At 68.3% G+C, this 20,725-nt stretch carries 18 protein-coding genes, 1 tRNA gene and 1 pseudogene; 8 read left to right on the top strand and 12 right to left on the bottom strand.

The features are described from left to right. Positions 1-9 precede the first annotated feature (9 nt). The 4 genes from ACJH7A_RS12340 (at position 10) to ACJH7A_RS12325 (ending at position 3,979) form a co-directional block, all read left to right on the top strand. On the top strand, positions 10-978 hold the full coding sequence (locus tag ACJH7A_RS12340; RefSeq protein ID WP_406802053.1) for a 4-(cytidine 5'-diphospho)-2-C-methyl-D-erythritol kinase: 969 nt from the start codon (positions 10-12) through the stop codon (positions 976-978). Positions 979-1,260: 282 nt separating this feature from the next. Continuing rightward, on the top strand, positions 1,261-2,898 hold the full coding sequence (locus ACJH7A_RS12335; protein ID WP_135355194.1) for a fatty acyl-AMP ligase: 1,638 nt from the start codon (positions 1,261-1,263) through the stop codon (positions 2,896-2,898). A 147-nt stretch (positions 2,899-3,045) separates the two neighbouring features. Continuing rightward, positions 3,046-3,468 (top strand): hypothetical protein, encoded by a 423-nt coding sequence (locus ACJH7A_RS12330; protein WP_064859489.1) that lies wholly within the window; start codon positions 3,046-3,048, stop codon positions 3,466-3,468. 247 nt (positions 3,469-3,715) lie between these two features. Continuing rightward, entirely contained in the window at positions 3,716-3,979 is a 264-nt protein-coding gene (locus tag ACJH7A_RS12325; protein ID WP_061010661.1) for a hypothetical protein, read from the top strand. A 76-nt stretch (positions 3,980-4,055) separates the two neighbouring features. Here the strand turns inward: ACJH7A_RS12325 and pth are convergent, their stop codons facing one another. From pth to ACJH7A_RS12285, 8 genes are all read right to left on the bottom strand, one after another. Beyond that, complete coding sequence (gene pth, locus ACJH7A_RS12320) at positions 4,056-4,631, bottom strand: aminoacyl-tRNA hydrolase (RefSeq protein ID WP_061010663.1); 576 nt, start codon at positions 4,629-4,631, stop codon at positions 4,056-4,058. 6 nt (positions 4,632-4,637) lie between these two features. After that, positions 4,638-5,306, bottom strand: a complete 669-nt coding sequence (locus ACJH7A_RS12315; RefSeq protein ID WP_060999258.1) for a 50S ribosomal protein L25/general stress protein Ctc — start codon at positions 5,304-5,306, stop codon at positions 4,638-4,640. 141 nt (positions 5,307-5,447) lie between these two features. Then, the gene (locus tag ACJH7A_RS12310; RefSeq protein WP_064859485.1) at positions 5,448-6,317 is read right to left on the bottom strand and encodes an oxidoreductase; all 870 of its coding nucleotides are present in this window, start codon (positions 6,315-6,317) and stop codon (positions 5,448-5,450) included. Between the two features lie 24 nt (positions 6,318-6,341). Then, on the bottom strand, positions 6,342-6,992 hold the full coding sequence (locus tag ACJH7A_RS12305; protein ID WP_064859484.1) for an LpqN/LpqT family lipoprotein: 651 nt from the start codon (positions 6,990-6,992) through the stop codon (positions 6,342-6,344). After that, the gene (gene arsC, locus ACJH7A_RS12300) at positions 6,989-7,327 is read right to left on the bottom strand and encodes an arsenate reductase (glutaredoxin) (RefSeq protein ID WP_406802052.1); all 339 of its coding nucleotides are present in this window, start codon (positions 7,325-7,327) and stop codon (positions 6,989-6,991) included. The genes ACJH7A_RS12305 and arsC overlap by 4 nt, the downstream gene beginning before the upstream one ends. Continuing rightward, the gene (locus ACJH7A_RS12295; RefSeq protein WP_406802051.1) at positions 7,327-8,307 is read right to left on the bottom strand and encodes a ribose-phosphate diphosphokinase; all 981 of its coding nucleotides are present in this window, start codon (positions 8,305-8,307) and stop codon (positions 7,327-7,329) included. The genes arsC and ACJH7A_RS12295 overlap by 1 nt, the downstream gene beginning before the upstream one ends. A 103-nt stretch (positions 8,308-8,410) precedes the next feature. After that, complete coding sequence (gene glmU / locus ACJH7A_RS12290) at positions 8,411-9,853, bottom strand: bifunctional UDP-N-acetylglucosamine diphosphorylase/glucosamine-1-phosphate N-acetyltransferase GlmU (RefSeq protein ID WP_406802050.1); 1,443 nt, start codon at positions 9,851-9,853, stop codon at positions 8,411-8,413. Between the two features lie 38 nt (positions 9,854-9,891). After that, positions 9,892-9,963 (bottom strand) — tRNA-Gln (locus ACJH7A_RS12285). 85 nt (positions 9,964-10,048) lie between these two features. Here ACJH7A_RS12285 and ACJH7A_RS12280 point away from each other — a divergent pair. Further along, the gene (locus ACJH7A_RS12280; protein ID WP_064983424.1) at positions 10,049-10,642 is read left to right on the top strand and encodes a TetR/AcrR family transcriptional regulator; all 594 of its coding nucleotides are present in this window, start codon (positions 10,049-10,051) and stop codon (positions 10,640-10,642) included. Here ACJH7A_RS12280 and ACJH7A_RS12275 read toward each other — a convergent pair whose 3' ends face one another. From ACJH7A_RS12275 to ACJH7A_RS12265, 3 genes are all read right to left on the bottom strand, one after another. Next, a complete protein-coding gene (locus ACJH7A_RS12275; RefSeq protein ID WP_406802049.1) occupies positions 10,643-11,221 on the bottom strand; it encodes an LppA family lipoprotein in 579 nt (192 codons plus the stop codon). Beyond that, a complete protein-coding gene (locus tag ACJH7A_RS12270) occupies positions 11,221-12,780 on the bottom strand; it encodes an alpha/beta hydrolase (protein WP_406802048.1) in 1,560 nt (519 codons plus the stop codon). The genes ACJH7A_RS12275 and ACJH7A_RS12270 overlap by 1 nt, the downstream gene beginning before the upstream one ends. A 112-nt stretch (positions 12,781-12,892) precedes the next feature. Next, positions 12,893-14,140, bottom strand: coding sequence for a diaminopimelate decarboxylase family protein (locus ACJH7A_RS12265; protein WP_406802047.1), 1,248 nt, complete (start codon positions 14,138-14,140; stop codon positions 12,893-12,895). A 107-nt stretch (positions 14,141-14,247) separates the two neighbouring features. Between ACJH7A_RS12265 and mfd the strand changes: the two genes are divergently transcribed. Both mfd and ACJH7A_RS12255 read left to right on the top strand, forming a co-directional pair. Further along, positions 14,248-17,898, top strand: coding sequence for a transcription-repair coupling factor (mfd, locus tag ACJH7A_RS12260; RefSeq protein ID WP_406802046.1), 3,651 nt, complete (start codon positions 14,248-14,250; stop codon positions 17,896-17,898). Further along, the gene (locus tag ACJH7A_RS12255; RefSeq protein WP_406802045.1) at positions 17,895-18,842 is read left to right on the top strand and encodes a nucleoside triphosphate pyrophosphohydrolase; all 948 of its coding nucleotides are present in this window, start codon (positions 17,895-17,897) and stop codon (positions 18,840-18,842) included. The genes mfd and ACJH7A_RS12255 overlap by 4 nt, the downstream gene beginning before the upstream one ends. Here ACJH7A_RS12255 and ACJH7A_RS12250 read toward each other — a convergent pair. Continuing rightward, complete coding sequence (locus tag ACJH7A_RS12250) at positions 18,830-19,522, bottom strand: alpha/beta hydrolase (protein ID WP_406802044.1); 693 nt, start codon at positions 19,520-19,522, stop codon at positions 18,830-18,832. The genes ACJH7A_RS12255 and ACJH7A_RS12250 overlap by 13 nt on opposite strands. 34 nt (positions 19,523-19,556) lie before the next feature. On the opposite strand from ACJH7A_RS12250, the pseudogene ACJH7A_RS12245 reads away from it, so the two are divergent. Then, positions 19,557-20,507 (top strand): annotated as a pseudogene (locus tag ACJH7A_RS12245) (cupin domain-containing protein). Positions 20,508-20,725 lie beyond the last annotated feature (218 nt).

Below are 20,725 nucleotides of genomic sequence, written 5' to 3'. Positions count from 1 at the left end.
TGTCGTGGCGTGTCTACGTCGGATGGAAACACTGCTTCTGAGTGGGTGCCCACCGGCTCGGTGACCGTCCGCGTGCCGGGCAAGGTGAATCTGTACCTCGGTGTCGGGGACTGTCGCGATGACGGCTATCACGAGCTCACCACGGTGTTCCACGCCGTCTCGCTGTTCGACGAGGTGACCGTCCGCAACGCCGACCTGCTGTCGGTGGAGATGTTCGGCGCCGGTGCCGAGGGCCTGCCGACCGACCACCGCAACCTCGCCTGGCGGGCCGCGGAACTGATGGCCGAGCATGTCGGCCGCGCGCCTGACGTCGCGATCTCGATCGACAAGTCCATTCCGGTGGCCGGCGGCATGGCCGGCGGTAGTGCCGACGCGGCCGCCGTGCTGGTCGCGATGAACAATCTCTGGGAGCTGGGCGTGCCGCGGCGGGACCTGCATGCGCTGGCCGCGCGGATCGGCAGCGACGTGCCGTTCGCGCTGCACGGCGGCACCGCGCTGGGCACCGGCCGCGGCGAGCAGCTGGCCACGGTGTTGGCGCGGAGCACCTTCCATTGGGTGCTGGCATTTGCCGAGGGCGGCCTGTCCACGCCGAAAGTTTTTGCCGAGCTGGACAACCTGCGGGAAGACGCCCGCGCGGGCGGCCCGCCGGCGCTGGACGATCCCGAGCCGTTGCTGACCGCGTTGGCCTCCGGTGATCCGCGTGAGCTGGCGCCGCTGCTGGGCAACGATCTGCAGGCCGCGGCCGTCAGCCTGGACACCGGACTGCGGCGCACGTTGCGCGCGGGCGTCGAGGCGGGCGCCCTGGCGGGCATAGTGTCCGGTTCCGGGCCGACGTGCGCGTTCCTGTGTGCTTCCGCCGACGACGCCGTCGAGGTCGGTACCCAGCTTTCCGGCGCCGGGGTGTGCCGGACGGTACGTGTGGCCAGCGGCCCGGTGCACGGCGCCAGGGTGGTGCCGGCGCCCAGCAAGCAGGGCTGATCCGGGTGTGACCCAGCACTCAATTCGGCCAACAGTTTGTTAGCTACTTAAGAGTCTCTTAAGATGATCGATGGTGTATGCCAGCGGCCAGGCGTGGAACGCAATGGTTTCTCTCACCGGCGGTGTCGGTGAGCGGATGCGCAGCGCCGGAGTCATGGCAGTGCAGCCATCGATTCGAGATATAACCGCGGCCGAATTGTGCGTGCGCGCCTCTACATGTGCGCCTGGCACCGGACGGACTATGGAACGACGGGCAGTGGCGCCTGACCTCAGGAGGTTGTCGTGAGCCGATTTACCGACAAGATGTACTACAACGCTCGTACATCGCAGCGGGGCATGGTCACCGGTGAGCCGCACGAGCCAGTGCGCCACACCTGGGGTGAGGTCCACGAGCGGGCGCGCCGCGTCGCCGGCGGCCTGGCGGCCGCGGGCATCGGCCCCGGCGACAAGATCGGTGTGCTGGCCGGTTTCCCGGTCGAGATCGCCCCGACCGTGCAGGGCATCTGGATGCGCGGCGGCAGCCTCACCATGCTGCACCAGCCGACGCCCCGTACCGACCTCGCCGTCTGGGCCGAAGACACCATGAACGTCATCGGCATGATCGAGGCCAAGGCCGTCGTCGTCTCCGAGCCGTTCCTGGTCGCCGTTCCCGTGCTCGAGGAGAAGGGCCTGCAGGTCCTCAAGGTCGGCGACCTGCTCGCCGCCGAGCCCATCGACCCCGTCGAGACCGGCGAGGACGACCTCGCGCTGATGCAGCTGACGTCGGGTTCGACCGGATCGCCCAAGGCCGTGCAGATCACGCACCGCAACATCTACTCCAACGCCGAGGCCATGTTCATCGGCGCCGAGTACGACGTCGACAAGGACGTCATGGTCAGTTGGCTGCCGTGCTTCCACGACATGGGCATGGTCGGCTTCCTCACCATCCCGATGTACTTCGGCGCCGAGCTGGTCAAGGTCACGCCGATGGACTTCCTGCGCGACACCCTGCTGTGGGCCAAGCTCATCGACAAGTACAAGGGCACCATGACGGCGGCCCCGAACTTCGCCTACGCGCTGTTCGCCAAGCGGCTGCGCCGCCAGGCCAAGCCGGGCGAATACGACCTCTCCACCCTGCGGTTCGCGCTGTCCGGCGCCGAGCCCGTCGACCCCGCGGACGTCGAAGACCTGATCGACGCCGGTAAGCCGTTCGGGCTGAAGGCCTCGGCCATCCTGCCCGCCTACGGTATGGCCGAGACCTGCCTTGCGGTGTCGTTCTCGCCGTGCAACGCCGGCCTGGTCGTCGACGAGGTCGACGCCGATCTGCTGGCCGCGCTGCGGCGTGCCGTGCCCGCCTCGAAGGGCAACACGCGTCGCCTGGCCTCGCTGGGCCCGCTGCTGCGCGACCTCGAGGCCCGCGTCGTCGACGAGGACGGCAACGTCCTGCCCGAGCGCGGTGTCGGCGTCATCCAGCTGCGCGGCGAATCGGTGACCCCCGGCTACATCACCATGGCCGGCTTCCTGCCGACGCAGGACGAGAACGGTTGGTACGACACCGGTGACCTCGGGTACATCACCGAGGAGCAGAACGTCGTGGTGTGTGGCCGCGTGAAGGACGTCATCATCATGGCGGGCCGCAATATCTACCCGACCGACATCGAGCGGGCCGCGGGCCGTGTCGAGGGCGTGCGCCCGGGCTGCGCCGTGGCGGTGCGCCTCGACGCCGGTCATTCGCGCGAGACGTTCGCTGTCGCAGTCGAATCCAACGCCTGGCAGGACCCGGTGGAAGTGCGCCGGATCGAGCATCAGGTGGCGCACGAGGTCGTGACCGAGGTCGACGTGCGGCCGCGCAACGTCGTCGTGCTGGGTCCCGGCACCATCCCCAAGACCCCGTCCGGCAAGCTCCGTCGCGCCAACTCGGTGGAACTCGTCACCGGCTAGGTTCGAGAAGACGTGAAAGCCCCCTGATTTCCTTGGAAGTCAGGGGTTTTTACGTTTTTCGCGCGGGCGGCATCGCTCGCTTCGCTGAGCGAAAGCTGTGAACCCCGGGTAATCTCGCCAGTTACGGACGAGAGGACCGGCGGATTCATGAGGCGTGTGGTGGCTGCCCTGGCGGCGGTGCTCGGCGTGAGCGCCATCGCCGCGGTGCCCGCGTGCGCCGACGGTTCGGCGGGCGTGATCGGTAAGCCGAACAACATTGCCGCCGCGGTCGGTTCCGGCGTTCGCGGCGGCACCGTCGTCGGCTTCACCGCGACCGGGCCTGACGTCCACGCGGCCTCTGTGGCGGTGATTGCGGCCTGTAACCGGGCCGGCGCCGACCAGTGCACCAGCGATGAGGTCACCAACGACCGGTTGTGCATCGTCAACGTGCATGCCCCTGCGAGCGGTGTCGTGTCCGGCGGCGCGGGGTCGACGATCGATGACGCCCGCCGCGACGCTTTCAACCGGGCGGAGGCCAACAACACTCCTCTTGCTGCGGACTCACCCACGCTGGCCTCGTCGTGCCCGTGAACTGAGGCACGCGCGCAGCGGTCGTCACGAATTCCGTTGCCTGGGAAAGTTCCTCGGCCATCCGGTGACCTTGCTCACCGTCAATTCTCAGACCGCCAGGTCACCGCATTTCGGCTGCTCGCAGACATGTGAGTTTGCCATGAGTTCATGGCACGGTCACATGGCTGAAACATATAGTCGAACTAACATGCGGGGACAGAAGGCAGGCTGAGAGACAGAAGGCCTTCCCCGGAAATGAGAAGGTGACATGACTCATCAAGGCAAGCGCACGATGGCAGCTCTGCTGGTGGGCCTGGCCTCGGTCAGCGGCATCATGGCGCCCGTCGCAGGTGCCCGCCCGACCTGTCAGGACTCCGGAGCTACTTCTACCTGTGAGACCAACGGCAGCGTGGCGATCAAGGCGACCCCGGGCATCCGCACCCAGGACACCACCCAGAGCTCGCGCGTGGGCGCGCAGGGCCGCCGTAACTGCTACACCGATGCCGTTGACCGGCAACACATCTGCGGATAATCTTCCCGCGAGAATCGCGAAAGCCCCCAAATTCGGTGGAATTTGGGGGCTTTCGTGGTTTCACACCCAGAACGGGCTACCAGGCGTGGACGGTGTTCTGCGCCGCCTCGACGCCGTGCTGCAGCAGCAATTCCGTTGCGTCGGCGGCTTGTTCGAGGATGGTGCCCAACTCGGGCCGTTCCTTCGAATTGAAGTTCTCCAGTACGAACGCGGCCGGGTCCTGCCGTCCCGGCGGGCGGCCGACGCCGATGCGGACCCGCTGAAAGTCCTTGGTGCCCAAGGCGGAAGCGATCGAGCGCAGGCCATTGTGGCCGCCCTCGCCGCCGCCGAACTTGAGCCGGATACGGCCGAAGTCGATGTCCAGCTCGTCGTGGAGCACCACGACGTCAGCCGGTGCGACCGAATAGAACTTCGCCAAAGGCCCCACGTGCCTACCGGATTCGTTCATGTAGGTGCGCGGCTTGGCGAGCACCACGGACCGGCCTCCCAGCCGGCCCGTGGTGACCTCAGCTCCGGATTTCTTGTGCACCTTGAATCCTGAGCCGATGCGCTCGGCCAGGATGTCGGCAACCAGAAATCCAACGTTGTGCCGCGTTGTTTCGTAGCGCGGCCCAGGATTGCCCAGGCCGACCACCAGCAGTGGCTCGGCCAAAGCGGACTACTCCGACTCGGCAGCGGCCTCTTCGGCCGCCTCGCCCTCGGCTGCGGCCTCTTCGCCCGAAGCGGCCTCTTCCTCGCCGGCGCCCTCGGCGTCCAGGTCCTCAGCGGTCGGCGCGGTGACGACGTTGACGACCAGCGTCTCGGCGTCGGTCACCAGGGTGACGCCCTTGGGCAGCTCGACCTGGCCGGCCAGGATCTGGGTGCCGGCCTCGACGCCCTCGACCGAAACGGTCAGCGACTCGGGGATCGACAGCGCCTCGGCCTCGATCTGGATGGTGTTGGCGTCCTGGGTGACCAGGGTGCCGGCGGCGGCGTCGCCCTCGACGAGGACGTTCACGTCGACGGTGACCTTCTCGCCACGCTTCACGACGATCAGGTCGGCGTGCTCGATGTTGCGCTTGATCGGGTGAACGACGACCTGCTTGGTCAGCGCGAGCTGCTCCTTGCCGGCGATGTCCAGGGTCAGCACCGCGTTGGTGCCCGAGTTACGCAGGACGGCGGCGAACTCGCGGGCGTTGATCTCGAGGTGCTGGGGGTCGGTGCCGTGGCCGTACAGCACGACGGGCACGCGGCCTTCGCGACGGGCCAGACGCGAGGCGCCCTTGCCGGTCCGGGTACGGACCGCAGCGGTCAGATTGTTCGAGGTGGGGGCCGCGTTCTTGGCCATGTGAATTGCTCCTGATGCCGTATCTACTGGGTGGCACGGCCAGGGCTGAGCACATTTGTGCTGTAGTTCCCGTCGATAACGGTGGCCTGAAAACAGACCGACCCTCGCCGTGATCGTCAGCAAGACTAGCGGAAACGCCCCTTACAGCGGAAATTCAGTGGCAGTGAGCTGGGCGGACAGGTCCCAGAGGGCGGTCGCGGTGCGCGCCGAGCGGGCGGCCGGTTTGATCAGCCGGGTGGGGCCGGTCGGCCCGCGGAAGCCGAATTTCGGGCCGACGAACGTGTTGCCCGGCAGGTCCTGCGACGCCGCGAACAGCGTCTGGCGGGCGCCGAAGGCGGCGGGGGTGGCGATCTTGTTGGCGGCGAGCCAGAACTTGTCGCCGAACTCGTTGCCGGTGTGGCCCTGCAGGTTGGTGGCCGAGTAGCCCGGGTGTGCGGTCAGCGCCCGCACGGGAGAGCCGGCCACCGACAGCCGGCGCTGCAGATCCTTGGTGAACAGCAGGTTCGCCAGCTTCGACTGGCCGTACGCCAGCCAGGCCGAGTACGGCCGCGACTTCCAGTTCAGGTCCTTGAGGCTGATGTAGCCCAGCAGGTGCAGCTCGGACGACACCGTGACGACGCGGTCGGTGATCTTGGGCAGCAGCAGATTGGTCAGGGCGAAATGGCCGAGGTGGTTGGTGCCGATCTGGCTCTCGAAGCCGTCCTCGGTCACCGCGAAGGGCACCGCCATGATGCCCGCGTTGTTGATCAGGACGTCGACCTCGTCGACCCCGGCGGCGAACTCCCGCACCGAGGCCAGGCTCTGCAGATCCAGCGGCCGAACCTCGACGTCGCCCGTCATGCCGGCGGCCGCGGCGTCGCCCTTGGCGGTGTTGCGGCAGGCGAGGATGACCTTGGCGCCCACGCGGGCCAGTTCACGGGCGGTGATCTCGCCGAGGCCACTGTTCGCACCGGTGACGATGACGGTGCGGCCAGCGAAAGAAGGAAGGTCGGCGGCGGTCCATTCGCTCATGACGGCGAGCTTAGTGCGGAGCCGCTACTGGGGTCCGACCGAGAAGCCCTTGATGATCGCCTCGATGTCGCCCGCCTGCTCCTTGGCTTCTTCGGCGTACGTCGTGACGGTCAGCTGGATCAGGTAGTGGATCCCCGGTCGCGGCGGCGACGGCTGCGCGATGACGATGCGGTTGTACGACTGCATCCGGCGGTTGTGCAGGTCGTAGCTGCCTTCGATCATCGCCGACGGATAACCCTGGAAGTCCTCGGCCGAGCTGTAGAGCTTCTTGAAGTTCTCGGACAGCAGCGCGTCGGCGTCGGAGTGTTTGAGGGCGTCCTTGACGTCGAAGTCACCGGACAGCTGGAACACCATCAGCATCGCCAGGGGATAGGTGTCGTTCTTGGCGATCGTCACGGTGCCGGGCGAGTAGTTGAGGTTCTTGTAGCCCGTCCAGCCCTGCGGCCGCGGCAGTGTCACCTTGAGGTCGGTCAGCTGGTCGGGGACGACCTGCTTGCTCTGCACGCCGAGCTTGTTCAGGTAATCGGGGAACGGGATCAGGCTGGCCTTGTCCACCGGCGTCGTGCTGGTGGTCGGCGTCGTCGACCAGATCGACTTGTAGTCAGGCGTTTTCGCGTCGCATGCGGCGAGGGTCAGAGCGACGGCAGCCGCCGCGGCAACCCGCTGCAGGATCACAGAATCTCGCGGACCGCGTCGATCGGGCGGGCCAGCCGGGTGCCCTTGTCGGTGACGACGAACGGCCGCTCGATCAGGATCGGGTGTTCGGCCATGGCATCGAGCAGCTGCTCGTCGGTGGCGTCGGCCAGATTGAGTTCGGTGTAGAGGGCTTCGCGCTTGCGCACCGCGGTGCGGACGTCGATGCCGGCATCCTCGATCATGGCCGCGAGTTCGGCGCGCGTCGGCGGCGTCTTCAGATACTGCACAACCTCAGGCTCGATGCCGTTCTCCCGCAACAGATCCAGCGTCTTGCGGGAGGTCGAGCACTTGGGGTTGTGGTAAATCCGCGACATTACGCAGAACCGTCGAAAAGGCCGGTGACCGAGCCGTTTTCGAACACCGCGCGGATGGTCGCGGCCACCAGCGGCGCGATCGACAGCACGGTCAGTGCCGGGAACTGCTTGTCCGGCGTGATGGGCAGCGTGTTGGTGACGATGACCTCGCGGGCGCCGCAGTCGGCGAGGCGCTGGGCCGCGGGGTCGGACAGCACGCCGTGGGTGGCGGCGATGATGACGTCCTTGGCACCGTCTTCGCGCAGCAGTTTGACGGCGCCGGCGATGGTGCCACCGGTGTCGATCATGTCGTCGGTCAGGATGCAGGTCTTGCCCTTGACCTCACCGACGACGCGGTTGGCCTTGACCTGGTTGGGGACCAGCGGGTCGCGGGTCTTGTGGATGAAGGCCAGCGGCACGCCGCCCAGGGAGTCGGCCCACTTCTCGGCGACGCGCACGCGGCCGGAGTCGGGGGAGACCACGACGAGGTCGGAGTCGGAGTACTTGTCACCGATGTAGCCGCACAGCAGGGACTGGCCGCGCATGTGGTCGACCGGACCGTCGAAGAAGCCCTGAATCTGGTCGGTGTGCAGGTCGACCGAGACGATGCGGTCGGCGCCGGCGGTCTTGAGCAGGTCGGCGACCAGGCGGGCCGAGATGGGCTCGCGGCCGCGGTGCTTCTTGTCCTGGCGCGCGTACGGGTAGAACGGCAGGATCGCGGTGATCCGCTTGGCCGACCCGCGCTTGAGCGCGTCGATCATGATGAGCTGTTCCATCAGCCAGTGGTTCAGCGGCGCGGGGTGGCTCTGCAGCACGAAGGCGTCACTGCCGCGCACCGACTCGTCGAAACGGACGAAGATCTCGCCGTTCGCGAAGTCCCGGGATGTCTGCGGGGTGACCTCGACGCCGAGCTCTTTGGCCACCTGTTCGGCCAGTTCGGGGTGCGCGCGCCCCGAGAAGAGCATCAGATTTTTGCGGTTGTCGGTCCAGTCCGTGGCCACTGTGTGCTGCTTTCGCGGTGGGGGATCGATACGCGGTAATGGTACTTGCCGGTAACCCGGAACTGTTGCCGGGTTACCAGAACACCAACAACAAACATCGAGCTCAGCTCTCGCCGCGCGCTTTCCGGGCTGCGGCTGCGGCCTTCGAGTCGGGGCGTTTGCGCTCGACCCAGCCTTCGATGTTGCGCTGCTCACCCTTCGAGACGGCCAGCGCGCCGGGCGGCACGTCCTCGCGGACCACGGTGCCGGCGCCGGTGTAGGCGCCGTCGCCGACGGTCACGGGTGCGACGAACATGGTGTCCGAGCCCGTGCGCACGTGCGAACCGATGGTGGTGCGGTTCTTGTTCTCGCCGTCGTAGTTGACGAAGACGCTGGACGCGCCGATGTTGCTGTACTCGCCGATGTCGGCGTCCCCGACGTAGGTCAGGTGCGGCACCTTGGTGCCGGTGCCGATCTTCGAGTTCTTGACCTCGACGAACGCGCCCAGCTTGCCGTCGGCGCCCAGCTCGGTGCCGGGCCGCAGGTACGTGAACGGCCCGACGGTGGCGCCGGCGCCGATGACGGCCAGCTGCCCGTGGGTGCGGATCACCTCGGCGCCGTCACCGACCTCCATGTCGGTCAGCGTCGTGTCGGGGCCGATGACGCAGTTCGCGCCGACGTCGGTGGCGCCCAGCAGCTGGGTGCACTGCTTGACGACGGTGTCGCGGCCGATGCTCACGTCGACGTCGATCCAGGTGGTGGCCGGGTCGATGATCGTGACGCCCGCGCGCTGATGCCCGGCGATGATGCGGCGGTTCAGCTCGGCGGCCACCTCGGACAGTTGCACGCGGTCGTTGACACCGGAGACCTGTGCGCTGTCGTCGACGTGGTGGGCCCGGACGATCTGGCCGTCGCCGCGCACGATCGCGATGGCGTCGGTGAGGTAGAGCTCCTGTTGGGCGTTGTCCGAGCGCAGCCGGCTCAGCGCCGACCGCAGGGCTGCCGCGTCGAACGCGTACACCCCGGAGTTCACCTCGCGGATGGCGCGCTGGGATTCGGTGGCGTCGGCCTGCTCGACGATGCCGATCACCTCGTGGTCCTGCGTGCGCAGGATGCGGCCGTAGCCCGTCGGGTTGGTGACGGTGGTGGTCAGCACCGTGGCAGCCGCGGTGGCGGCGGCGTGGGTGTCGACGAGGTCGGCAAGGGTGTCGGCGCCGAGCAACGGCACATCACCCGCGGTGACGACGACGGTGCCGGCGAAGTCCTCGGGCAGTGCGGACAGCCCGCAGCTGACGGCGTGCCCGGTGCCGAGCTGTTGGTCCTGGATGGCGACGGTGACGCTGCGCCCGAGGCCGCCCGCGATCTCGTGCACATGGGCGGTGACGCGCTCGCGCTCCTTACCGACCACCACGACCAGGTGCGTCGGGTTGACCTTGGCCACGGCATGTAGCGCGTGCGCCAGCATGCTGCGGCCGGCCAGCGTATGCAGGACCTTCGGGATGTCGGAGCGCATCCGGGTGCCCGACCCAGCTGCCAGAACGATGACAGCGGCTTCGCCTCGAGTCACGTACGCCTCTCTCTACGCCGCATCGCGCTTTGAACTTGCTCCGTCGCCAGGACTCGAACCTGAACTATCTGAACCAAAATCAGAGGTGCTGCCGATTACACCACGACGGATTACTCGCCAGAGACTCTAGTGCAAGCGGATACGCTGGCGACCATGGCAGCGGCGGAGAACGGAGCGCGCAGCCCTCGTGCGCGCATGACCGGCAGTGAACGCCGTCAGCAGCTCATCGAGATCGCGAAGTCGCTTTTCGCCGAGCGCGGTTACGACGGCACGTCCATCGAGGAAATCGCGCAGCGCGCCAACGTCTCCAAGCCCGTCGTCTACGAGCATTTCGGCGGTAAGGAAGGCCTCTACGCCGTCGTCGTCGACCGCGAGATGTCGGCGCTGCTGGACGGCATCACGTCGTCACTGACCAACAACAGGTCCCGGGTGCGCGTCGAGCGGGTGGCGCTGGCGCTGCTGACCTACGTCGAGGAGCACACCGACGGCTTCCGGATCCTGATCCGCGACTCGCCCGCGACCATCACGGCCGGCACCTACGCGACGCTGCTCAACGACGCCGTCAACCAGGTGTCGTCGATCCTGGCCGGTGACTTCTCCCGGCGGGGGCTCGATCCGGAACTGGCGCCGCTGTACGCGCAGGCGCTGGTCGGTTCGGTGTCGATGACGGCCCAGTGGTGGCTGGATGTGCGGCAGCCCAAGAAGGAAGTGGTCGCCGCGCACGTGGTCAACCTGTGCTGGAACGGGCTGACGCACCTCGAGTCCGACCCGGAGCTGCACGAGAACTGACTACTTCGGGGCGGCTTCGCGGGCCTTGCGCTTGTCCTCGGCGGTGAGGTAGCAGCCGGTGCCGACGTACATCGACGAGGCCTTGGCCGACCCGAACGTGAAGCGGCCGCCGTCGGCGTCGGTGATGACCAGTCCTTTGTGCTCGTCGTCCGTGACGTCTCCCGGGCCGCCGGTCACATTGGTGTAGCCGTATCTGGCCGCGATGTCGATGATGGCCTGCGTGGCCCGGTTCCAGAGCGCGGCGGGCACAGGCACTTTCGATGTGTAGTGCGGACTGAAGTAGATGTTGCCCTTGGTCGATCCGAAGTCGCCGCAGCCTGTGGAGCCGGGTTTGTCGTCGGGCAGCCACTGGCCCCCCGGCACGATGGCGGCGAGAGCGTCGGCGATCTCGGTCATCATGCGGTCGCGGTCGGCGATGACGTCTTCCGCGTCGCGGCGGGCCAGTAGCGTGCCGAGCTCCTGAGGAGTGCCGTAGCCGTAATCGCCCTCGACGGGGCCACCCTGATAGCCGGACTCAAACATCGGACCGCACCCACTCAATGCGAACGCCAGCAGCACGGTGATCACCGAACGCCACATCAATCCTCCCGCTTCACGTAGTGGTCATCTTGTCCTAGACCTGCCACCACGACGGCCTGGTTGTAGAGCGCCGTGGTGCCGATGAACGAGTACTTGCTGTGGCCCGTCGATTCGGCGCGTTGCCCCAACGGCGTGGTCTCGGCGTTGGTTGACAGGTCGATGAGGCCGGGCAGGTTCGACGGGATCGTCACGCCGAAGCGGCCGAGGTCGGCCACGACGTCGTTCTTGGCATGTTCGACGAACACGTGGCCCTGCGACAGATGCAGGTCCGACGGGGTGGTGTGGTGCAGGAACTGCAGCGGGTTGGTCTCCAGGCCCGGTGAGCCCATGAACACGGCGTCGTCGGCGGCCGTCCCGCGCTGCAGGGCCTCGCTGGCCAGCGTCGAACCGTACGAATGGCCGAGCACCGTCAGATGCGGGTCGGTGTCGCGCGAGCTGTCCAGGCCGTTGATGAACGACGCCAGCTTCGGCGCGTTGTCGTCGGCGTAGTGCGCGCTGGCAGCCTGCCCGACGTCCTCCGGCGGTTCGTAGCCCAGCCAGGCGACGGTGGCCACGGTCTCGTCGCCCTTGCCGGCATCTCTGAGGACGTTCTCGGTGTCGCGCTTGAGCCACTCGGACTGCTCGATGTAGGTCGGCAGGTCGTTGCCCGCGTTCTTCTTGTCGTACGTCACCGACCCGGTGCCCGGCACGTACACGCTGACGTGCTTGGCGGTATCGACATTGCCCAGCGCGACAGCCACTTTCGGGTGCTCGCCGTCGAAGTCCACCACCAGTAGCTGGCGGTCCGGCTTGGAGAGGGCGTCGTCGATCGCGGCGAGGGTGCCCTTCTCCTCTTCGGTCAGGTTGGGGTCATTGCGCAGTTTCGCCAACCGGTTGCGATTGGCCAGATCCCGCGCAGAGCCGGGCACACCGTCGAGATTGCCGATCCAGTCGGGCCGCTCGGCGATGATGCGGTCCCGCTCTTCCTTGCTCAGCCCGTCCCACCACTGGTTGACCTCGGTGTCTGTGGCGCCGTCGGGCGGTTTGAGACTGTCGAGCTCGCGGTCCAGGGGCGCGGCCGGCGGCTCACCGACGATGTTGTTCCTGCCGGTACCAGCCGAATCGATGGCGGCGGCCGTGGCTTCGTCGACGGCGCTGAACTGCTGCAGCAGGCTCTTGAGAATCGAGGTGTACGCCGCGGCGAGTTCGGGGGTGAACGTCTGGCCCGCGCCGGTCGAGGTGGCGGTGCCGTCGTCGCTGACCGTGCCACCGAGCGCGAAGACCTGCTGCACCATCCCGGTGATCGTGCCGCGCAGTGTAGTCAGGCTGGTGCCGGCCGACTCCAGCGTCGACTGCATGGACGTGAGCCGGGACTTCAGCGCCTCGTGTTGCTGAACCAGGGCGTCGCCCTTGGCCTTCGCGGCGTCGGCGGCGGTACCTTCCCAGGCCTCGCCGAGCTGGTGCAGTGCACGCCGCTCGTCGAATATCAGCTCGTCGAGTTGCTTGACGTCACCGCGCAGTTGCGCGGCACCGTCTGCCAGACGTGCGGGGTCCGAAGCCTGCACCGCGGAAATGGTCACCGACACTCGGCAGTCGCCCCCGACCGTGATGCCATGCCGTCCCCCCGGACTGTGAATTCCCTGTCAACAGGCTAGCGTCTCGCAACCGCTGTCGTAGACGGGAATTCCACCGTCAGCCGCAGTCGCGCAGCAGCAGGTCCGCGGTGGTCTCGCGGCGGATCAGTGCCCGGACCCGGCGGTCGCACACGGCAATGACGGGCGGCCGCGTCGTCATGGTGAAGTTCGACGCCATGCTGTGGTGGTAGGCGCCGGTGCACGCGGTGGCGAGCAGATCGCCGGGGTGGACGTCGTCGGGCAGGTCGAGATCGTCGGCGATGACGGAGCCGTCGCGGCCGACGACGGTGGACGGCCGCGTGGGCCCGAGCGGGTGCCGATTGGCAAGGGCGACAGTGTAATTCGCAACCGGTGCGGAATGTGGGTGGCTGCCGTCGACGGTGACGACGGCGCGGCCGTCGGTGCGGGCCGACACCGATTGCACGCGGTGCAGCGTCACGCCGGCGCGGCCGCTGATCGCCCGGCCGGGTTCGACGACGAGCCGGGGACGGGGGAACCGGTTGGCGGCGCACGCGGCGTCGACGGCGTCTTCCAGGAAATCGGCCAGGGCCGGCACGTCGAGTTCGGGTTCCCCGGTGCGGTAGGCGATGGCGTGGCCGCCGCCGATGTTCAGCTCGGTGAGCACCACGCCGTGGGCGGCGCGCACATCGGTCATGGTGTCGACGAGGCCGCGGACGGCTTCGACGTAGACCTCCGGTTCGGCGATCTGCGTGCCGAGATTGCAGTACAGCCCGGCCAGCGGCAGTTGCGGCGTGGCCAGTGCGCGACGGACGGTCGGCAGCACGTCGATACCGGGCCGGACCTGCAGCAGCACGGCCTGCCGCCGGCGCGCGACGCCGGCCAGGTAGGCCATCTCGATGGGGCAGTCCAGCACGATGCGGCCGACGCCGGCGCCCGCGGCGGTGGCCAGTTCGTCGACCGACTTGCCGCTGCCGTGGACGACGATGCGCGCCGGGTCCATGCCGCCGGCGAGCGCCGTGGCCAGCTCGGCCGTTGAACACACCGCCATGCCGAGGCCGGCTTCGTGCACCCAACCGGCAACGGTCCTGGTCAGCAGGGACTGGGCGGCGTAGACGACCTCGACACCGCGCAACGTGGCACGGTAGTGCTGCGCCCGCTTGCGGAAGTCGGCCTCATCCAGAACGTATGCGGGCGTGCCGAACTCGTCGGCCACGTCGGTGAGCGCGACCGACCCGACGCAGAGTCGGCCCCGGGCGTCGACCTGGGTGGTCAGCGGCCAGATGGCGGTGTCGATGCGCGGACGCATGGCGCCCCGCAGGGACGGCAGGATGTCGAGCAGTGTCATGGATCCACCCTGCGCCCCGAATCGGCCGCTGAGCGCCGCGTTGACGATCCCTTGACGGGACGGTGCCCAATATTGACGAAGTCCTGCGAACTACAATCAGAGGCATCATGACCTCCCCGGGGCAGCAATCGATCCAAACCCCGTTGGCGGGGCTCGTCCAACTCGCACTCACCGATCCTGGCCTGCAGGAATTGACGCGGCAGGCCGCTGAGGGTGTCGCCGAGCAGGCTCTGGTGGGCCCGGTCAGCGCACGGCTCCCGGTCGCGGCCGCGCTGGCCGCCGCGGGCCCGGTGCTGGTCGTCACGGCCACCGGTCGCGAGGCCGACGATCTCACCGCCGAACTGCGGGCTGTCCACGGCGACGCCGTGGCGTTGTTCCCGTCGTGGGAGACGCTGCCGCACGAGCGGCTCTCGCCCGGCGTCGACACCGTGGGTGCCCGGCTGACGGTGCTGCGCCGGTTGGCGCTGCCTGATGACGCCCGCCTCGGTCCGCCGCTGCGCGTGGTGGTCACCACGGCCCGGTCGCTGCTGCAGCCGCTGGCCGGCGGGGTGACCGACGCCGAACCCGTGACGCTGACCGTCGGCGGCGAGGCCGACTTCGACGACACCGTCGCGCGGCTGGTCGAGCTGGCCTACACGCGCGTCGACATGGTGGGCAAGCGCGGCGAATTCGCGGTCCGCGGAGGCATTCTCGACGTTTTCACCCCGACTGCCGAGCACCCCGTGCGCGTCGAGTTCTGGGGCGACGAGGTCACCGAGATGCGGATGTTCTCGGTGGCCGACCAGCGGTCCATCCCCGAGATCGCCGTCGACACCGTGATCGCGATGCCGTGCCGTGAACTGCTGCTGACCGCGGACGTCCGCGAACGCGCCGCCGAGATCGGCGCGGGCCTGCCCAGTAGCGACAACCAGGTGACCGGCAGCGTCGCCGACATGATGGCCAAGCTCGCCGAGGGCATTCCGGTCGACGGCATGGAGGCGCTGCTGCCGGTGTTGCGCCCCGGCGAACTGGCGCTGCTCACCGACCGGCTCCCGGCCGGTGCGCCGCTGCTGATCTGCGATCCGGAGAAGGTGCGGACCCGCGCGGCCGACCTGATCAAGACCGGCCGCGAGTTCCTGGAGGCGTCGTGGTCGGTGGCCGCCGTGGGCGGCGACGCGCCGATCGACATCGAGCAGCTCGGCGGTTCGGGCTTCCGGGACTTCGTTGAGGTCCGTGAATCCGCGGCCGCCGGCGGCCACCCGTGGTGGACGCTGAGCCAGCTGGCCAACGAGTCGGCGCGGGAGCTCGACATCCGGCCGGCGCCGTCGGCGCGCAGCCAGCAGAGCCTCGAAGAGATTTTCGCGATGCTGCGGGCGCACATCGCCACCGGCGGGCTCGCCGCGGTGGTGACGCCGGGCACCGGTACCGCACACCGCGTGGTCGAGCAACTCGGCGAATCCGACGTCGCCGCAACGATGTTGGAGCCCGGCGAGGTGCCGAAGCCTGGTGTCGTCGGTGTGCTCAAGGGCCCGCTGCACGACGGTCTGGTGCTGGCCGGCGTCAACCTCGTGATCATCACGGAGACTGACCTGACGGGTAACCGGGCCGGGGTCACCGAGGGCAAAAGGCTTGCCGCCAAACGGCGCAACGTCGTCGACCCGCTGGCGTTGACGGCCGGCGACCTGGTGGTGCACGATCAGCACGGCATCGGCAAGTTCGTCGAGATGACCGAGCGTGTGGTCGGGGGCGCCCGGCGTGAGTACCTGGTGCTCGAGTACGCGTCGGCCAAACGCGGCGGTGGGTCCGACCGGCTGTACGTGCCGATGGATTCGCTGGATCAGCTGTCCCGCTACGTCGGCGGCACCGAGCCCACGCTGAGCCGGCTCGGCGGCAGCGACTGGACCAACACGAAGACCAAGGCGCGCAAGGCCGTTCGCGAGATCGCCGGCGAGCTGGTGTCGCTGTACGCCAAGCGACAGTCGGCGCCGGGGCATGCGTTCGCGCCGGACACCCCGTGGCAGGCCGAGATGGAAGACGCGTTCGGCTTCACCGAGACCATGGACCAGTTGACCGCGATCACCGAGGTCAAGGCCGACATGGAGAAGCCGGTCCCGATGGACCGGGTCATCTGCGGTGACGTCGGCTACGGCAAGACCGAGATCGCGGTCCGCGCGGCGTTCAAGGCCGTGCAGGACGGCAAGCAGGTCGCGGTGCTGGTGCCGACGACGCTGCTGGCCGACCAGCATCTGCAGACCTTCACCGCGCGCATGGCGGGCTTCCCGGTGACGGTCAAGGGCCTGTCCCGGTTCACCGATCCGGCCGAATCCCGTTTGGTGGTCGAGGGTTTGAAGGACGGCTCGGTCGACGTCGTGATCGGCACGCACCGGCTGCTGGCGACTGGCGTGACGTGGAAAGACCTGGGTCTGGTGATCGTCGACGAGGAACAGCGGTTCGGCGTCGAGCACAAGGAGCACATCAAGTCGATGCGCACGCACGTCGACGTGCTGACGATGAGCGCCACCCCGATCCCGCGCACGCTGGAGATGAGCCTCGCGGGCATCCGGGAGATGTCGACGATTCTGACGCCGCCCGAGGAACGCTTCCCGGTGCTGACTTACGTTGGGCCGCATGACGACAAGCAGGTCGCCGCGGCGCTGCGACGCGAGCTGCTGCGGGACGGGCAGGCGTTCTACATCCACAACCGGGTGAAGTCGATCGACAACGCGGCCGCGCGGGTGCGCCAGCTGGTGCCGGAGGCGCGCGTCGTGGTCGCGCACGGGCAGATGCCCGAGGAGATGCTGGAGAAGACCGTCGAGGGCTTCTGGAACCGCGAATACGACATCCTGGTGTGCACCACGATTGTCGAGACGGGCCTTGACATTTCGAACGCCAACACCCTGATCGTGGAGCGGGCCGACACGTTCGGCCTGTCGCAGCTGCACCAGCTGCGGGGCCGCGTCGGCCGCAGCCGCGAGCGCGGGTACGCGTACTTCCTGTACCCGCCCGAGGTGCCGCTCACCGAGACCGCGCACGACCGGCTGGCGACCATCGCCCAGAACAACGATCTGGGCGCCGGTATGGCGGTGGCGATGAAGGACCTCGAGATCCGCGGCGCGGGCAACGTGCTCGGTGTCGAACAGTCCGGGCACGTCGCGGGCGTCGGCTTCGACCTGTACGTCCGGCTGGTCGGTGAGGCCGTCGAGGCCTACCGGGCCGCCGTGGACGGCAAAACCATTGCAGCCGTGGAGGAACCGAAGGAGGTGCGGGTCGACCTGCCGATCGACGCCCACCTGCCGCCGGACTACATCGGCAGCGACCGGCTGCGGCTCGAGGCCTACCGCCGGATGGCTGCGGCGTCCGACCACGCGGCGGTGGCGTCGGTGGTCGAGGAGTTGGTGGACCGCTACGGACCGCTGCCCGAACCCGCGCAGCGCCTCGTCGCGGTGGCGCGCCTGCGGCTGCTGTGCCGCGAGTACGGCGTCACCGAGGTGAGCGCGATCTCGGACTCGACCATCCGGCTGACGCCGCTGACGCTCATGGACTCGGGGCAGCTGCGGCTCAAGCGGATGTATCCCGGCGCGACGTACCGGGCCACCACGTCGACGGTGCAGATCCCGATTCCGCGGGCCGGTGCCGGGGTCGGGGCACCGCGTATCCGGGACCTGGAGCTGGCGCGTGCGGTGGCGGGTTTGCTGCTGGTGCTCGACGGGAAAGCGGCAGGTGAAGTTGATATCACCGACCTGGGAGGTAGCGCGGTGGCAGAGGCGGATCGCACATGACGGTCGTCCTGGTCGATCCGCGCCGCCCCTCGCTGATGCCGATCGACGCGCTCGTGCTGCTCACCGGCGACGTGCAGTACACCGAGGAACTGCCGGTCAAGGTGCCGTGGTCGTTGCCGTCGGGCCGGCCGGCCTACGGCGACGCCGACAATCCGGCACCGGTGCTGTTGTCGTCCGATCCGGAGCATCCGCAGGTGCGGGCGCGGCTCGCGGCCGGTGAGAAGCTGATCGCGGCGGACAGTTCGCAGCCGGGCGAGCGGCTCATCGACGCCGTCACGATGATGGACAAGCTGCGCACCAACGGCCCGTGGGAGAGCGAGCAGACGCACGACTCGCTGCGCCGGTACCTGTTGGAGGAGACCTACGAGCTGTTCGACGCGGTGCGGGGCGGCAACGCCGACGACGTCCGTGAGGAACTCGGAGATGTGTTGCTGCAGGTGCTGTTTCACGCCCGCATCGCCGAAGACGCGCCGCTACACCCGTTCGGCATCGACGACGTCGCCGACACCCTGATTCGTAAGCTGGGCAACCGGGTGCCGGCAGTACTTGCCGGACAAGAGATTTCGCTGGAAGACCAGATCGCCCAGTGGGAAGAGCGCAAGGCGCTGGAGAAGGCGGCACGGACGTCGTGCATGGACGAGGTGCCGACGGCGCTGCCGGCGCTGGCGCTGGCGCAGAAGCTGATCGAACGGACCGGCACGGCCGGTTTGCCGTCCGATCTGCTTCCGGCCGGGCTCACCTCGGTGACGCTGGAACCTGGCGTCGACGCCGAAAGCGCCTTGCGCACAGTGGCTCTGGAATTCATCGACACTGTGCGCGAGGCCGAGCGCCGCATCGTCGCCGCCCGCCGCGGCGACGAAGTGGCGGTGGAGTTGGATGCCGCACCGTTGGGCGCGGTGTCAGAGGACGAGTGGCGGGAGCACTGGCCGCCTCAGGACGTCTGAGTCGCGGCCTCGTCGATCAGGTCGGCCACGGCCACCGCCTGCGAAGCCAGCGACGCGTGGCTGGCGTCCAGTTCGATGATCTTGCGCGGGTTGATGCGCGCCGCCATGCGGCGTTCGTTGTCGGGGTGGATCATGCGGTCCTGTGTGGAGACCTGATACCACGACGGCTTGACCCGCCAGGCCGGCGCCGTCACCGTGTCGCTGAAAGTCGATGCCAGCGGCGCCTTTTGGGTGACGGCCATGACGAGCGCTTCATCGTCGGATAGGTCCTGACAGAAGCTCTCGTGGAACTTGTCCTGGAGGACCCAGAGGTAGCCGTCCGAATCGGGTGCGAGGTTGGCTGCCGCCGCGGGTGGCATCTCCTGGGTGATCCCGCCGGGGCTCTCCCCGGCGTCGGGTGCGAAGGCCGCGATGTAGACCAGGGCCTTCACATTGGGCAGGTCTCCGGCTTCGGTGATGACGGCCCCGCCGTACGAGTGCCCGACCAGGACGACCGGACCGTCGACCTGACTGACCATCTTGCGGGTGCGCTCGGCATCGTCGGCCAGCGACGTCAGCGGGTTCTCCACCGCGCGCAGCGACGGGTAGCCACGCCGGTTCAGTTCGACGATCACGTTGGCCCAGTGGGCGGCACCGCCCCAGAATCCGTGGACCAGGACGACTGTTGGTTTTTCGGTCATGCGGTGACAGTATTTGGACGATGAGGCAAGTTCAATGACTGATCAGGCGCCAAACTTTGCCGATTCACCGCCAGCTGTGTCCGATGCGTTCTCCGAGATCCTCGACACCGTGCGCCTGCGCGGTCAGCACGTCGCCCGTTATGCGCCCCGCTGCGTGCCGTTCACCATCGCGATGCCGGGGCAACGCCTCCTGCACATCGTCGAGCACGGCGACGTCCGGCTCCGGGTGCGCGGCGGCGGTCCGGCGATCACGCTGCGCGGTGGCGACCTGGTGCTCCTGGCCCGCGGTGACCGGCACCAGCTGCAGGCGGGGCCCGACGTACCGGTCCGCGAGATCGTCGACGCTGACCGCTACACCGACGAAGATGAACTCCCGCAACAGGATTCGCCGCGCTGGGTGACCGGGACGTTCGCGGTCGACGACGCCGTCGCCGATCCGCTGTTGTCGGTGCTGCCCCCGGCCATCGTGGTGCCCGGTGGCGGGGTGGATCGGGAGTGGCTGGAGGTCAGCCTGCGGCTGCTGGTGGCAGAGGTCGCGGCGCCGCGGCCCGGATCGGCGGTGATGATCTCGCGCATCCTGGACCTGCTGTTCATCCACACGTTGCGGGCCTGGTCGCGCGACACGGCCGCGCCGTCGGGCTGGCTGACTGCCGCGTTGGATCCGCTACTGGGTCAAGTGCTTTCGGCCGTTCACCAGGATTTGGCACGGCCGTGGTCGGTCGCCTAACTCGCTCAGATGGCCAACCTGTCGCGGACCGCGTTCGCCGAGCGGTTCACCCGGCTGCTGGGGTGTCCGCCCGCCGGCTACCTCATCGACCGCCGGCTCGACCGGGCGGCGCAGTTGTTGCGGACGGATACCGCGTCGGTCGCTGCGATCGCCGCGGCAGTGGGCTATTCCTCCGAAGCCGGTTTCAGCCGGGCATTCAGCCGTCGGTTCGGGGCCCCACCGCTGCGCTGGCGGAACACCGTGGGCCGCGCGGACTGACGAGTCGGCATATTCGTCACTCCCGTTGCCACGCGAGCTTCGGCGAGCCTGACCGCAGGGTGATTTTCGAGCTGGATTTCCGCCGTCAGGTCAGTCTCGCGCAACGTGAAGCCGCTGTAGGCGCGCCCAACGCAACTGCACGGCGTTTTGGAGCTGGATCTCCGCCGCCTGCGCTGGAGGGGTCCGCGAATGTGCAGCCGGCGCGCCTCAACCGCCGG

The organism is Mycobacterium sp. SMC-17 (assembly GCF_045310915.1).
In the GTDB taxonomy this organism is placed as follows: domain Bacteria; phylum Actinomycetota; class Actinomycetes; order Mycobacteriales; family Mycobacteriaceae; genus Mycobacterium.
Note: the sequence above shows the minus strand (reverse complement) of the source record. Positions and strands in the feature narration are given on the sequence as shown.